Origin of the sequence: Clostridium lentum, from assembly GCF_014287815.1 — a bacterium.
In the GTDB taxonomy this organism is placed as follows: Bacteria; Bacillota; Clostridia; order Clostridiales; family Clostridiaceae; genus Clostridium; species Clostridium lentum.
Genome location: NZ_JACOOQ010000004.1, coordinates 72,095 through 87,431, shown reverse-complemented (window position 1 = coordinate 87,431; position 15,337 = coordinate 72,095). Strand labels below are relative to the sequence as shown.

16 protein-coding genes are annotated in these 15,337 nt (G+C 30.0%); 2 read left to right on the top strand and 14 right to left on the bottom strand.

Annotated elements, in window-relative coordinates; genetic code table 11:
* Positions 1-103: 103 nt before the first annotated feature.
* The 4 genes from H8R92_RS03750 to glyA all read right to left on the bottom strand — a co-directional run bounded on the left by H8R92_RS03750 (position 104) and on the right by glyA (position 3,799).
* Positions 104-745: a hypothetical protein gene (locus H8R92_RS03750; RefSeq protein WP_022211757.1), complete on the bottom strand. Its 642-nt coding sequence runs from the start codon at positions 743-745 to the stop codon at positions 104-106.
* Between the two features lie 102 nt (positions 746-847).
* Positions 848-1,636 carry an N-acetylmuramoyl-L-alanine amidase family protein gene (locus H8R92_RS03745; protein WP_186834781.1) on the bottom strand — a complete coding sequence of 263 codons (789 nt, stop codon included), beginning with the start codon at positions 1,634-1,636 and terminating at the stop codon, positions 848-850.
* Positions 1,637-1,787: 151 nt separating this feature from the next.
* On the bottom strand, positions 1,788-2,540 hold the full coding sequence (locus H8R92_RS03740) for an exodeoxyribonuclease III (protein ID WP_022211755.1): 753 nt from the start codon (positions 2,538-2,540) through the stop codon (positions 1,788-1,790).
* Positions 2,541-2,566: 26 nt separating this feature from the next.
* Positions 2,567-3,799, bottom strand: a complete 1,233-nt coding sequence (gene glyA, locus H8R92_RS03735) for a serine hydroxymethyltransferase (RefSeq protein ID WP_186834780.1) — start codon at positions 3,797-3,799, stop codon at positions 2,567-2,569.
* A 140-nt stretch (positions 3,800-3,939) separates the two neighbouring features.
* Between glyA and H8R92_RS03730 the strand changes: the two genes are divergently transcribed.
* On the top strand, positions 3,940-4,698 hold the full coding sequence (locus H8R92_RS03730; protein ID WP_022211753.1) for a threonine/serine exporter family protein: 759 nt from the start codon (positions 3,940-3,942) through the stop codon (positions 4,696-4,698).
* Position 4,699: 1 nt separating this feature from the next.
* Positions 4,700-5,158: a threonine/serine exporter family protein gene (locus H8R92_RS03725; protein ID WP_022211752.1), complete on the top strand. Its 459-nt coding sequence runs from the start codon at positions 4,700-4,702 to the stop codon at positions 5,156-5,158.
* A 56-nt stretch (positions 5,159-5,214) separates the two neighbouring features.
* Here the strand turns inward: H8R92_RS03725 and H8R92_RS03720 are convergent, their stop codons facing one another.
* The 10 genes from H8R92_RS03720 to H8R92_RS03675 form a co-directional block, all read right to left on the bottom strand.
* Positions 5,215-5,481 (bottom strand): metal-sensitive transcriptional regulator, encoded by a 267-nt coding sequence (locus tag H8R92_RS03720; RefSeq protein WP_022211751.1) that lies wholly within the window; start codon positions 5,479-5,481, stop codon positions 5,215-5,217.
* Between the two features lie 128 nt (positions 5,482-5,609).
* Positions 5,610-5,753, bottom strand: coding sequence for a hypothetical protein (locus tag H8R92_RS03715; RefSeq protein WP_022211750.1), 144 nt, complete (start codon positions 5,751-5,753; stop codon positions 5,610-5,612).
* Positions 5,754-5,874: 121 nt separating this feature from the next.
* Entirely contained in the window at positions 5,875-7,662 is a 1,788-nt protein-coding gene (gene aspS, locus H8R92_RS03710) for an aspartate--tRNA ligase (protein ID WP_186834779.1), read from the bottom strand.
* Positions 7,663-7,674: 12 nt separating this feature from the next.
* Positions 7,675-8,925, bottom strand: coding sequence for a histidine--tRNA ligase (gene hisS / locus H8R92_RS03705; RefSeq protein ID WP_022211748.1), 1,251 nt, complete (start codon positions 8,923-8,925; stop codon positions 7,675-7,677).
* Positions 8,926-8,994: 69 nt separating this feature from the next.
* Entirely contained in the window at positions 8,995-10,416 is a 1,422-nt protein-coding gene (locus H8R92_RS03700; protein ID WP_186834778.1) for a coproporphyrinogen III oxidase, read from the bottom strand.
* A gap of 14 nt (positions 10,417-10,430) precedes the next feature.
* A complete protein-coding gene (locus H8R92_RS03695) occupies positions 10,431-11,042 on the bottom strand; it encodes an MBL fold metallo-hydrolase (RefSeq protein WP_186834777.1) in 612 nt (203 codons plus the stop codon).
* A 20-nt stretch (positions 11,043-11,062) separates the two neighbouring features.
* Positions 11,063-11,512: a D-aminoacyl-tRNA deacylase gene (dtd, locus tag H8R92_RS03690; protein WP_022211745.1), complete on the bottom strand. Its 450-nt coding sequence runs from the start codon at positions 11,510-11,512 to the stop codon at positions 11,063-11,065.
* A gap of 12 nt (positions 11,513-11,524) precedes the next feature.
* Positions 11,525-13,711 carry a RelA/SpoT family protein gene (locus H8R92_RS03685; protein WP_022211744.1) on the bottom strand — a complete coding sequence of 729 codons (2,187 nt, stop codon included), beginning with the start codon at positions 13,709-13,711 and terminating at the stop codon, positions 11,525-11,527.
* Positions 13,712-13,823: 112 nt separating this feature from the next.
* Positions 13,824-14,342, bottom strand: coding sequence for an adenine phosphoribosyltransferase (locus H8R92_RS03680; protein WP_022211743.1), 519 nt, complete (start codon positions 14,340-14,342; stop codon positions 13,824-13,826).
* A gap of 41 nt (positions 14,343-14,383) precedes the next feature.
* Positions 14,384-15,238 (bottom strand): DHH family phosphoesterase, encoded by an 855-nt coding sequence (locus H8R92_RS03675; protein ID WP_022211742.1) that lies wholly within the window; start codon positions 15,236-15,238, stop codon positions 14,384-14,386.
* Positions 15,239-15,337 lie beyond the last annotated feature (99 nt).

The window sequence follows — 15,337 nt, the reverse complement described above, 5'->3', positions numbered from 1 at the left end:
ATTAATATACCATTTTATTTTGTTCTTGTTAATATGCAATATCTATTTACCTTCATTATTCATATAAAAAAACAAGAGATATTTATTAATCTCTTGTTTTTTACTAGAATGTAAGCGTATTATTTAAATAAGTATTGAGTTTTTTTAACATAAACATATTCTTATCTATATTTTCAAACATTGATAATATTTCATTTTTGTTTAAAGCCATATTTTCTTCCAAGTCATCGAGCATATTTTCCTTTTCATATTCATCTATTAACCCTTTACCAATCATATTTACATTTTTATAAAATTCTAATTCAAGAAATATTTTGCTGTTTTTATCATTGTATTTATTAATTAATTCTAAATACTTTTTAACTCCTTCAATTCCTAAATTACATTTTTCAACTCTACTTAAAAAATCATATTCCCTATTTACTCTTCTTAATAATTCTCTTTTATCAAAAACACTGGCTCTTTCCAAATACTCCATACACTCATATTTATCTAAAGCATCTAGAAATATTGTATTTTCATCTTTGCCAAATGCCTTTGTTATATATGTTGAAGGTATTACTACACATTTTAAGAAACTTATTAATTTTTCCACTTTTGCAAACGAATACCAATTACAATAATAATCATAACTATATTTATTTACTATACAAAACTTTATAACGTATGCATTAGGTTTAAGTGAGACATCATCTTGATTAGCCAAGAAGTTTTGCCAATAATAAATTAAATTATACCTTTTCACCAAATACCTCCTATACATTATTATTTTGGAAAATAATATTTATCTTATATTTTATCCTCTTTTTATATTTTTATTCCTATTTTTATGCTTTATGAAATAAATTTATCTTTTTATCATAACATTTTGATATTCATCTATTGCTTCAGATACACAATTCATAATCTTTTTTTGATAATTAGGATTAGATAGCATAGTATCTTCATTATAATTACTCATAAACCCCATCTCTAAAATTATAACTGGTACCTTAGACCAATTGAATCCTGTTATATCCTTTCTTTCAAATACTCCATTCACCTTAATATTTCCTTCTTTTAATTTTTCCTGTAGTATTGTAGCAAATGTATAACTATTTTCATATATCTCTTTTGTCCATTCACATTCTTTATTAGGCACAAGAATTGTAGCTCCAGTCTTACTGCTATCTAGTAAACTATCACAATGTATCCTGATGGCAATATCTGAATTATTTTCATTAGCTATCTCTGCACGTTCTATATTGCTAATATTTACATCGTTATTATCCCTTGTCATTATTACATTATAACTTTTATTATTAAGCATTTCTCTTAATAATAATGCTGCTTCCAAATTTACTTCATACTCATTCTTCTTAGTGGCAACTCCTTTTGTACCTGCTGACACTCTAGCTTTCTTTGTACTGCTTCCAGGTGCCACTGGCTCCCCCCTAGAATCATATTTAGCTTGATGACCTGGATCAATACATACTTTAAAATTATTATTAACATTTTCATTAGAAGCTTCTGCAGGCTCATAGGCATATGTAAAAAGAGAGCTAGTACTTACTATAACCAAAGCCAAAACTATTATGAGTTTCATAAGATTTTTTATGCATACTCCATTTCCTTCTCCCCTAATTATCCAATACATCACTTATACCTCCTTAATTTTTTCAAAATCCTCTACTTATTACATAGTTTCAACAAAATATGTTTTTTTATACTTTTTTCTTTCGTTCCATTGACATTTTCCATAAAAATAGACATAAACTAAATTTTAGCTTATGTCTATTTTGAGTAAATTATTCTATTACTAGTTCTACTGGACAATGATCTGAGCCAAGAACTTCTGTGTGTATATCTGCTGAAACCAATCTATCCTTCATATCTTCTGATACTAGGAAATAATCAATTCTCCATCCAGCATTATTCTTTCTTGAATTAAACCTATATGACCACCAAGAATAAATCCCTGTAACATCTGGCTTAAAATATCTGAATGTATCAATAAAGCCTGCCTTTAATAAATCAGTAAGCTTTTCTCTTTCTTCATCTGTAAATCCTGCATTTTTTCGGTTAGTCTTAGGATTCTTTAAGTCTATTTCCTTATGTGCTACATTTAAATCTCCACATACGATTACTGACTTCTTTTTTGAAAGTTCTTTTAAATACTCTTTAAAATCATCTTCCCACTTCATTCTATAATCAAGTCTAGCCAGTTCATTTTGTGAATTAGGAGTATAAACAGTTATAACATATTCATCTTCAAACTCTAAGGTAATTACCCTACCTTCATGATCATGTTCTTCAATTCCAAGACCATATTTTACACTTAAAGGTTTTTTCTTTGTAAATATTGCTGTTCCTGAATATCCTTTTTTCTCTGCATAATTCCAATATTGCTCATAACCTGGAAGATCTAGTTCTATTTGACCTTCCTGAAGCTTACTTTCTTGAATACAGAACACATCTGCATTAACACTATTAAAATATTCTAAAAATCCCTTTTGTACACATGCTCTTAATCCATTTACATTCCAAGAAATTAATTTCATTGTTTCCTCCTATGCTTATATCATTATTAATATAAAGGGTGCTTACTGCATAATGCTTTTACTCTATTTTTTAATGATGATAAGTCTTCATCCTTATTTTCTATTGCATCATTTATTAAAGCTGCCACTTCTTTCATATCCTCTTCATCAAAGCCTCTAGTTGTTACAGCTGCTGTTCCTATTCTTATACCTGAAGTAACAAATGGACTCTTTGTTTCATTTGGCACAGTATTCTTATTCACTGTTATTCCAATACTATCTAAACGCTTTTCTGCATCTTTTCCTGTTATATCCTTATTGTTTAAATCAATAAGAATTAAGTGGTTATCACTTCCATTAGATACTAATTTAAAATCATATTTTACTAATTCTTCTGCTAATACCTTACAGTTTTTCACTACTCTATCTATATATTCCTTAAATTCTGGCTGAAGTGCTTCTTTGAAGCATACCGCTTTTGCAGCTATAGTATGCATTAACGGTCCCCCTTGAATACCTGGGAAAATATTTTTATCTAATGCTTTTGCATACTTTTCCTTACATAATATAAGTCCACCTCTAGGTCCTCTCAGTGTCTTATGAGTTGTTGAAGTAACAAAATCTGCATATGGTACTGGTGAAGGATGTGCTCCTGTTGCTACAAGTCCTGCTATATGGGCCATATCAACCATAAAATATGCTGCTACTTCATCACAGATTTCCTTTAACTTTTTAAAATCTATTATCCTAGAATATGCGCTGGCTCCTGCTACTATAAGTTTAGGTTTATATTCTAATGCTAGCCTCCTTACTTCCTCATAATCTATCCTTTCAGTTTCCTTATTAACTCCATAAGAAACAAAGTTATATAATCTCCCTGAGAAGTTAACAGCTGAACCATGAGTAAGGTGTCCACCATGGCTTAAGTTCATTCCTAATACAGTATCCCCTGGCTGCAATATTGTAAAGTATACTGCCATATTTGCTTGTGACCCTGAATGTGGTTGTACATTTGCATGTTCTGCTCCAAAAAGCTTTTTAGCTCTTTCTCTCGCTAGTTCCTCAACTTCATCAACTACTTGACAACCGCCATAATAACGTTTACTTGGATACCCTTCTGCATATTTGTTTGTTAAATATGATCCCATTGCTTCCATTACTGCCTCTGATGCAAAATTTTCTGATGCAATAAGCTCAATACCATCTTGCTCTCTTTCTAGTTCTTTTTCAACTAAACTATAAATCTCTTCATCAACTTTTACTAAATTTTTAAAATCCATATTTTCACCCCATTTTTTATATTTTATTAAAATTATAAATATAATCAATAATATATTCAACTATATTTTTATATATATTACCTATTTATTTTATATGTTATAATACATATAGTTATAAAAAAACAATAGGAGATAAAACCATGAACGAAATTTTACAAGTTGCAACATTTGCAGGTCAAATTATTTTGGAAAGTGGCGGAGAAACTTATCGTGTAGAAGATACTATTTTGAGAATTTGCAAAACCTTTGGAGCGGAACAAGCAGAAAGCTTTGTTACTCCTACTGGAATAATGACCTCTATATTACATAAAGGAGAAATATACTCCTTAACTAAAAGAGTGGTCAGCAGAACAGTTGATTTGAACAAAATAGATAAGGTAAATGACTTGTCTAGAAATATTCTAAGTAGAAATCTAACTGTTGATCAATTTAAAGAAGAGCTCATAAAAATAAATGAAGGGGAAAGATATTCATCTATGGTGACATTATTCTTTTCGGCTTTTGGTGCTGGCTCATGTGCAATCCTTTTTGGTGGCACAATAAAAGATATGTTTTCAGCCTTTATTATAGGGCTATTAATTAGGCTTATTACTCTAAAAGGCAACGAACTTAGAATAAACTTTTTCTTTATTAATGTAATTTCAGGTGCCCTTACTGCCATTTTAGCAGTAATTCTACAAAAGCTTGGTCTTGCTAGTGGTATACATCAAACTATCATTGGCTCTATAATGCTTCTAGTACCTGGTCTTGCCATTACTAATGCCATAAGGGATACTATAGCAGGTGATTTGGTTTCTGGCCTTACACGAGCAGCTGAAGCATTTTTCATTGCTATTTCTATTGCAGTAGGTACAGGTGCAGGTTTAAGTATTTGTATGAGAGTTCTAGGAGGTATTTAATATGTTATTACGTATGTCTTTTGTTTCATTTATAATAACCTTTGGTTTTGGAATACTTTTTAATATAAAAGGTAAAAAGCTTCTTTTTGCCGCCTTAGGAGGAGGACTAAGCTGGTATTGCTATTCCTTACCGCTATCACTAGGCCTAAGCGAAGTTTCCTCATTATTCATTTCAGCTTTAGTATTTAGTACATATAGCGAAGTTTTAGCTAGAATCTTTAAAACTCCGGTTACTTCTTTTGTAATTTGTGCGTTATTTCCGTTAGTTCCTGGAAGCGGCATGTACTATACAATGCTTGCTACCATTAATGGTGACCTACAAAATGCTGTTCATTTAGGAATAAATACCTTAGCTAATGCTGGTACTCTTGCTTTAGGTGTAATTTTTATATCCACCATTACTTCACTTATTTTCAGAGTTAAAAGAAATCATTCCAGTAAGCGCTTTAATCAGCAATAAGCATTAATGATTTAATAATATAAAATAATGATGAACTATATTTATATAATTCATCATTATTTTATAAATGTATTTATAGTTTTAACGAGCTTTTTTATTCTCGCTTCTTCAATACTATCTTTTTCAACACCCATACAATTATTTGCATAATGCTCTATCATCATACTACCAACTTTATTAATAGCAGATCTTATAGCTGAAATCTGAATAAGTATATCATCACAACAAGCATCCTTTTCTACCATACCTTGTATTCCCTTAACCTGCCCCTCAATTCTCTTAAGTCTGTTGGAAATATCTTTTCTATATTTATCATTATCCATTTTCTTTCACTCCTACACTTAACTATATAGGTTATATTGTATCATTTTTTATTAAATTTACAAATCAATAAAAAATCAATTAATAAATATAGCCCTAGATTTTCTAGGGCCATGGTCAAAAAAACATATTATTTTTTTTTAGTTAATTTCTTATATATTTTAGCATCGGTAATTAAATCTTTAAAGTCTTCTGCCATTTCAACTAATACATTACTTTTTTTCATGTTCTTTTTCATGGCTTTCTTCATCTTATTCATAGAATTGTTCTTCATTATAATCCCTCCTAAGTTTTAGCATAAAAAAGCTTATTAATATTTTTTGCAAATATATTATTTTTATGCTTAAGGATAAAATAAAGAAGCTATGCCTTTAAAGCAATAGCTCCGTTTAAAATTATTCTTCTTCTTTTTTATCAATTACTAATCCTAATTCTTCAATTTGCTTTTCATCAACTACGTTTGGTGCCTCACTTAAATAACAGAAGGCATTTTGGTTTTTAGGGAAAGCAATAACATCCTTAATATTTTCAGTTCCAGCTAAGAACATTATCATTCTATCTAAACCAAATGCTAATCCACCGTGTGGTGGTGCTCCAAATTTAAGTGCTTGTAATAAGAATCCAAATGATTCCCAAGCTCTTTCTTCAGTGAATCCTAATGCTTTAAGCATTCTTTCTTGGATGGCAGAATCATGAATTCTGATAGACCCTCCACCTAGTTCTTCACCATTTAATACTAAATCATAAGCTTTAGCTCTAACTCTAGCTGGATCAGATTCAACAAATTCTAAATCTTCATCCATTGGTGATGTAAATGGATGGTGACAAGCTTTAAATCTTTCTTCTTCTTCACTGTATTCAAAGAATGGGAATTCAGTAACCCAAGTAAAGTTAAATTCATTTTTATCTTTTATTAAATCAAATTGCTTAGCAAGTTCTAATCTTAATGCACCTAAACTTTGTAATACAACAGAATCTTTATCTGCAACGATGAATATTGCATCACCAGTTTCAGCTCCTATAGTTTTAACTATGTTTTCTGTTACCTCATCTGTTAAGAATTTAGCTAAAGAAGATTTAACTCCCTCTTCTTTTAATTGAATCCATGCAAGACCTTTTGCTCTATAAGTCTTAACAAATTCTCCTAATTTATCAATTGGTTTTCTTCCAAGTGATGCTCCACCTTTTAAGCATAATGCTCTAATAGAACCACCATTTTCTATAGCTGATTTAAACACTACAAAGTCCATATCTTTAACAGCTTCAGTAATATTTGTAATTTCCATACCAAATCTTAAATCTGGTTTATCACTACCGTATTTCTCCATAGCTTCATTAAATGTCATTCTCTTTATTGGTAATTGTACATCTACTCCTACTACTTCCTTAAATACTCTAGCAATTAAACCTTCATTTAATGCCATTACATCATCTTGCTCTACAAAGCTTAATTCCATATCTACTTGAGTAAATTCTGGTTGTCTGTTAGCTCTTAAATCTTCATCTCTAAAGCATTTAGCTATTTGATAATATCTATCAAAGCCAGACATCATCAATAATTGCTTATACAATTGTGGTGATTGTGGAAGTGCATAAAATTTTCCTTGATAGTTTCTTGATGGTACTAAATAATCTCTTGCACCTTCTGGTGTTGATTTTCCTAAAACTGGAGTTTCAACATCTAAGAAATTATTTTCTTCTAAATAATCTCTTATTACCTTAGTAGTTTTGCTTCTTATAGCAAATATTTTATGCATATCAGGCCTTCTAAGATCTAAATATCTATATTTCAATCTTATATTCTCTGCTGCATCTAAATCTTCTTTTATATATATAGGTGGAGTATCTGATTCTGAAAGAATTTTTATTTCTTCACATAATAACTCAACCATTCCTGTTGGCATATTTTCATTAGGAGATTGTCTCTTAACAACTTCTCCAGTAACAGCTATACAGTATTCTGGTCTAACGCTTTTAGCTTTTTCAAAGCTTTCAACATTTATTTCCTCACCAAAAACAATTTGCATTATTCCAGTTCTATCTCTAAGGTCTATAAATTCAAGACCTCCAAGCTTTCTATTTCTTTGAACCCATCCCATAAGAGTAATCTTACTTCCTATGTTTGCTTCTCTAGGTTCACCACACATCATAGTTCTTTTTAAGCCACCTAGTGCCTCACCCATTATAAACTCCTCCTAACTATTTAGTATTGCTACTATTTCTTCTATATTGTTTAAATTCACTTCAAACTGCTCACCATCACTCATTCTCTTAAGCTTTGCATTTCCAGTTTGAAGCTCATCATCACCTAAAACTACAGTAAACTTAGCTCCAATTTTATTAGCGTACTTCATTTCTGCCTTTAAGCTTCTTCCCATATGATTTATTTCAGTTTTTATACCTCTAGTTCTTAAAGTATTTGCCAGCTTAAATGATGCAAGCTTTCCTTCTTCTCCTCTAGCTCCTACATATAAATCATATAATCCTTCACTTGGAATTTCAATACCTTCATTTTTAAGTGTAAGTAGAAGTCTCTCTATTCCAAGACCAAAGCCTACTGCCGGCATTTCTGGACCACCAAGTTGCTCTATAAGTCTATCATATCTTCCTCCACCACAAACAGTAAAATCATCATTTAATATTTCAAAAATAGTCTTTGTATAGTAATCTAATCCTCTAACTATTCCTGGATCTACTGTATACGGTATATTTAATATATCTAAATATTTCTTAACTTCAGCAAAGTGACTATCACATTCTTCACACATATAATCTAATATTATCGGTGCATTTTTTGTAATTTCACCACAATTTTTGTTCTTACAGTCTAAAATTCTCATTGGATTTTTGTCAAATCTACTTTGACATAATCCACATAAATCATCATAGTTTTCTTCTAAGAATTTCTTTAATGCTTCATTATACTTAGGTCTACAGTTAGGACATCCTAAGTTATTTATGTTTAAGCTTAGGCTTTTTAAACCAAGGCTCTTTAAAAATTCCATGGCAAAAGCTATTACTTCAGCATCCATTGATGGCTCTTTAGAACCAAAAACTTCTGTTCCAAATTGGTGGAACTGTCTTAGTCTTCCCTTTTGCACATTTTCATATCTGAAGCATGGTATTGCATAATAAAGCTTTGTAGGCTGTGCCTCATTAAATAGTCTATTTTCAATAAATGCTCTTACTACTGGCGAAGTACCTTCTGGTTTTAAAGTAATACTTCTATTTCCTTTATCATTGAAAGTATACATTTCCTTTTGTACTATATCAGTTGTATCTCCTACACCTCTTAAAAATAAATCAGTATGCTCAAACATTGGCGTTCTGATTTCTCTCATCCCATAAAACTTTGCTATTTCTCTAAATTTATTTTCAACAAAATGCCATTTATACGCATCTTGTGGTAACATATCCTTGGTACCTTTTGGTGCTTGAACTTCCATTTACACTATTCCTCCTTTTATCATATCTACACACTGTGTATATGTTTTTGTCCATAAAAAATCCTCTTATTATTTATATAGGCTATCTAATAACTTAATTTTACCTTCAATCATTTCATCAATTCTACTAATATATTCTCTAAGATCCTTTGCATTACCAAACCTTTCAATTCTATCTTCTTTTAAAAATACAGCTTTAGTAACAGCATCTGCTCCTAGTGCTATGATTGTTTGTTTATCTTCAATCATTTGAATATTATAAATACATTCCTTTCCCTTTTTAGAATACCCTAAATTCTCCATGTTACCTATCATATTTTTTTGTCTATACATATAATATGGCTTTAATCCTAGCTCTGAAGCTAAAATTCTACTTTCTTCATACATATCTGCCAGTTCCTTTTGCTTTTTCACTTGGATACCCTTTTTAAGTATGAAGTTTTCATAAAGAATTGATGCTCTTTTTAATGATAGTCCATGTACTGTAAGACTATCTGGATGAAGCTTAAGTATTTCATCCTTAGTATGCTTAACTTCTTTGATACCTTCTCCTGGAAGTCCTATAATCATATCCATATTTATATCATCAAAGCCCATTTCTCTAGCCATATTGAACTTCTCAATAACACTAGCAGAGTCATGTCCCCTTCCAATCATCTTTAATGTATCGTCATTCATTGTTTGAGGATTAATGCTTATTCTTGTAACATTAAATTTTTTCATTGTTAAAAGTTTTTCTCTTGTTATACTATCAGGTCTTCCACATTCCACAGTAAATTCCACAAGTTTCTTATCTTTCACAAAAGCATCATAAACTTCTGACATTATTTCTTCAAACTCATCATTATTTACTGCAGTAGGAGTACCTCCACCAAAGTATACTGATTCAATTGCTAACCCTTTAAGATTAACATATTCTTTCATTGCTCTTATTTCTTTTGTAATCGCTTCTAGATATGGATTTACCATCTTTTTGTTGCCCATTATTGGGTTAGCTGCAAATGAACAATAGAAGCATCTTGTAGGGCAAAATGCCATCCCAACATAAATAGCTATTTTCTTTTCATCTTTATTTACGAAACTTTCCTCCGCTTTAGCCACTTCAATACATAGCTCTGCTTTTTCTCTTGCTGCTAAATGTTTTTCCTTGAAAATATCTATTATTTCTTCATTGCTTTTTCCTTCATTTAAGTATTTTAAAGCAATTTTAGATGGCCTAATTCCTACAAGTATTCCCCAAGGATATTCTTCGCCTGTAATATCCTTTAAAGATTCAAATACTACCTTTTTAATATCTTCTTTTATATTTTCACCAATTAATCTTTCCTTACAGTATTCCTTAAAAGCAAAGACTATTTTATCTTCTTCAATATTAATTATATATTCACCATCTTCCACAAATTTCAGCTCATCTAAGGCAAAATATATATTAAACATTTGATAAACATCATATCTATATTTATGGTCATTTAACGCTATTTTAATTTCCATTTCTTCTCCTTTGTTTAAAACAAATCATCTTGTAAAAAAGGGTTTCTCATTGCTTCATACATTAAAGTTGAACTTGGTCCATGTCCTGGATATATATTTATTTTTTTATCAAGTATCATAAGCTTTTCATTTATACTGTTAATAAGCTCAACATGGTTTCCTCCATAAAAATCACTTCTTCCAACAGCTCCTTGGAACAATGTATCACCAGTAAATAGTTCATTATCTATTAGGAAGCACATTCCTCCTAAAGTGTGTCCTGGAGTGTGGATACATTTGATTTTCAATCCTGCAATTGCCAATTCATCTCCATCTTTTATAAAATCATAACACTCTGGTAATTTACCAAACACAGTATTATCATTTTGCATACAAAGGATTTCCTTTTCATTTATATAAACAGGCACATTGAATTTATTTTTTAAATCAACAACTGCCCCTACGTGGTCTGCATGACCATGAGTTAATAAAATCGCTTTTAAGCTACAACCTAGTCTTTCTATATTGGCAATAAGTCTCTCTCCTTCATCACCTGGATCAACAGTAACAGCTTCGTTTACTTCTTCATTTATTATTATATAGCAATTCTCCTGAAGCATCCCTACAGGAAAAGTCTTAATTATCATACAAAACACCATCCCTTTTACTAAAAGTTCTTTTTGCTATCTAATAGTATAGTAACAGGTCCATCATTTTGAATGTCAACTTTCATATCAGCTCCAAAAATTCCTGTTTCAACTTTTATACCATATTCTTTAAGCATTAAAATAAATTTATCATATAATTTTTTTGATTCTTCTCCACCTAAAGCAGCCATAAAATTAGGTCTTCTACCTTTTCTACAGTCTCCATATAAGGTAAATTGTGAAATCACAAGCATTTCTCCACCAATATCCATTAAAGATTTATTCATCTTAAAGTTTTCATCTTCAAAAATCCTTAAATTTATTATTTTATCTTTGATATATTTTAAATCTACTTCATTGTCATCACAGCTTATTCCAATAAGCACATTGATTCCCTTATTAATAGATCCTACAATTTTTCCGTCCACCACTACTTTAGAACTTGTAACTCTTTGTACTACTGCTCTCATATTTTTCTTCCTTTAATTATTTACTCTATATACATCAATAACGCCTTTAAGATGCCTTATCTTTCTCATAAGATTCTTTAAAATATCCACTGAATCTATTTTAACTTTTATATTAACATATGCTATTCTACCTTTAGCTGATTTTGCATTTACAGCATTAAGTTGAAGATTAAGCTCTGATATTACTCCCATTATATCAGTAAGTAATTCACCTATATCCTCAGCCTTAACTTGTATTTCAGCAATATAAGCTCTTCCATTTGAACTGCCCCAAGAAACATCGACTACTTTAGCTCCATCTTCCATGATCAAGCTTTTTAAATTTCCACAATCTGCTCTATGTACAGAAACCCCTCTTCCCTTGGTAATATACCCCATTATATCATCACCTGGAACTGGATTACAGCATTTCGCAAATCTTATCATTATATTGTCAACACCTTTTACGGTAATTCCTACTGTATTATCAACAGTTTTTCTTTTTGCCTTAAAAATATTTTCCTCAATAATTTTGTTTGTATTTTCCTCAATAACCTTTTCATCTTTACTTTTATTTTCATCTTTTAGCTTCCATATAAAAGACGATGCTGAAATTGCTCCAAGACCTATCAAAGCATATAAGTCATCCATACAATTAATATTATTTCTCTTAACAAACTTTTCATAAGTTTCCCCTTTTGCAATATCTACAAAATGAACACCTTGTTTCTTAAGTTCTTTTTCAAATACTTCTTTTCCTTTACTGATGTTTTCTTCCTTCTTAGACTTTTTAAACCAAGATCTTATCTTACTTTTAGCCTGATTACTTTTAGCAATATTAAGCCAATCTATATTAGGGCCTTTTGCATTATTTGACGTTAATACTTCAACAATTTCTCCAGTTTTAAGCTTATAATCTAAAGGTACTATTTTACCATTAACTTTTGCCCCTACACATTTATTACCTATATCAGTATGTATTCTATAAGCAAAATCAATTGGTGTTGCTCCATTTGGCAAATCAATAACTACACCTTTTGGAGTAAATAAAAAGATTTCATCAGTAAATAAATCTATTTTAAACCCTTCAATAAATTCCTCTGCATCTGCTGTTTCTTTTTGGAATTCAAGCATATCTCTAAGCCATACTAGCTTGCTCTCAAAGTTCTTTTCCTTAGTTTCACTATTGTTATCGCCTTCTTTATATTTCCAGTGTGCAGCAATACCATATTCTGCTGTTCTATGCATTTCAAAAGTTCTTATTTGAATTTCAAATGTCTTTCCTTGTGGACCAATTACTGTTGTATGAAGTGATTGATACATATTAGGTTTAGGCATTGCTATATAATCCTTAAATCTTCCTGGAATAGGTTTATAAATTGTATGAACTATACCTAAGACTTCATAACAATCTTTCACAGTGTTTACAAGAACTCTTATGGCTGTCAAATCAAATATTTGCTCTATGCTCTTATTTTTATTGACCATTTTCTTATATATACTGAAAAAGTGCTTTGGTCTACCATCAATATCTGAGTCAATTCCAGCTTCTTCAAGCTTATTATACATCTCTTCAATAATATTTTTAATGTATATTTCTCTTTCTGCTCTTTTTTCTGCAACTTGCTTAACTAAGTCATAATATTCTTCTTCATGAATGTATCTAAAAGATAAATCTTCTAGTTCCCACTTAATCTTAGAAATTCCTAGTCTGTGTGCAAGTGGTGCATAAATATCTAACGTTTCCATAGCAGTTTTCTTTTGTTTTTCTTTTTTCCTATACTTAAGTGTTCGCATATTATGTAGTCTATCAGCCAATTTGATTATTATTACTCTAATATCATCAGCCATAGCAAGAAGCATCTTTCTAAAATTATCTGCTTGCTGTTCTTCTTTAGACTTATATTCCATCTTAGTTATTTTAGTTACTCCACTAACTAAATTAGCTACTTCTTCACCAAATATTTTTTTTATATCATCATAAGTATATTCAGTGTCTTCGATAACATCATGTAAAAGCCCTGCTACAATAGTACTTGTATCCATTCCTAATTCTGCCAAAATAGTAGCAACTTCTATTGGATGTATTATGTATGGCTCACCAGAATCTCTCTTTTGTTCCTTATGGGCTTCAAAAGCTAAATTAAAAGCTTTATTTACCATATCCATATTAATATTTACACAGTTTTCTTTAATTTTTTTTACTAACATCTCTAACATTAAGATTTATCTCCTTAAGATAAATTTATTACTCTAAAGTCAATGGCTGGTTAACTAACCAGCCATTTTTTTATTAATATTATATATTATAATTCATTTATTTTCAATAAAATTACACATCATATTGTACTAATGACATAATTTCATAACCTTCTAATTTATCTCTACCTCTTAATTCAGTAAGTTCAATAGCAAAATCTAGTGCTACAACTTCAGCCCCTACTTTTTCAACAAGCTTAGCAACTGCATCAACAGTTCCTCCTGTAGCTAATAAATCATCAACTATAGCTACCCTTTGCCCTTTTTTTATAGCATCTTTATGAATTTCTAAGACGTCAACACCATATTCTAATGAATAATCCACAGAAACTGTTTCTGCTGGTAATTTTCCTTTCTTTCTTACAGGAACAAATCCTACACCTAAAGCATATGCTACAGGCACTCCAAAGATAAACCCTCTAGCTTCTGGTCCTAATATTACATCTACATTTTTATCTCTTAAATGTTCTGCTATTCTATCTATTGATTCTTTAAATGCTTCTCCATCAGCTACTAAAGTAGTAATATCCTTAAAACTTATTCCTTCTTTAGGAAACCCTTCAATGACTCTTATCTTTTCTTTAAGATCCATATAATCTTCCTCCAATATCACTAATATTTATATATACATAATTATATATTCTCTCTGGATTTATTTAAATACTTTGTAATTTGTTGTGCTCGTTCCTTTTTATTTGTTATTAATAATTCAATTATAATACGAGCATTATCCATCATTGTAACTACATTTATTGTTGGTGTAATTACATCCGTTATCTTACAAATAAATTCATCATCTATTTCAACAGTATCATATGCATCCATTATTGCTCTTAACCCATAGTTATTGGTATTTATTAAAAATTTCTTTCCTTCTTTTAATATTACACCATTTTCACCCTTCAATGGTACATTAGCCCATTTTTCTCCAATCAAAATCAAATCTAAATACTTATTTATACTTTTTATATTATAATAAATTGCAATAGCCTGCATTAATTTGAATGTTAGTCCACTTATAGATAAATTTTTATATCTATATTGACATCCTTTTTGACATGGATTTATATATATGTATTCTTTATCAGTATTTATATTTTTATTCTCAATTGAAATAATATCAATTCCAAGATTTTTGCATAATTCTTCTTCTTCTTTTGAATTTAAATCTATTCCTAAATTTATAAGTAACTCTCCACCTAAAAAATGAACATTATTCACTATATCTTGACAATTGATTTTTGAATTTCCCGAAGAATCATCATGGACTACATATTCAATATCTGCATTTAAATATTTCAAAACCAGTATAAGGGATGAAATAGCACATAATCCATCTACATTCGGTATCCCATATAAAACAATTTTTTCTCTAGTATTTATTGCTGATACCATTCGCTCAATTGCTCTATTCATATCTTTAAGTAAAAAGGGATTATATCCACTTATGTAATTTGGACTATATATACTTTCCCAAAACTTACGCATGACAAACTCCTCCACAATATTTAAGAAAACAGTTATATTATAATGTATATTAATGAACTTTACAAATGTTTTATATAAAAAAATAATTTTTTCCCAACT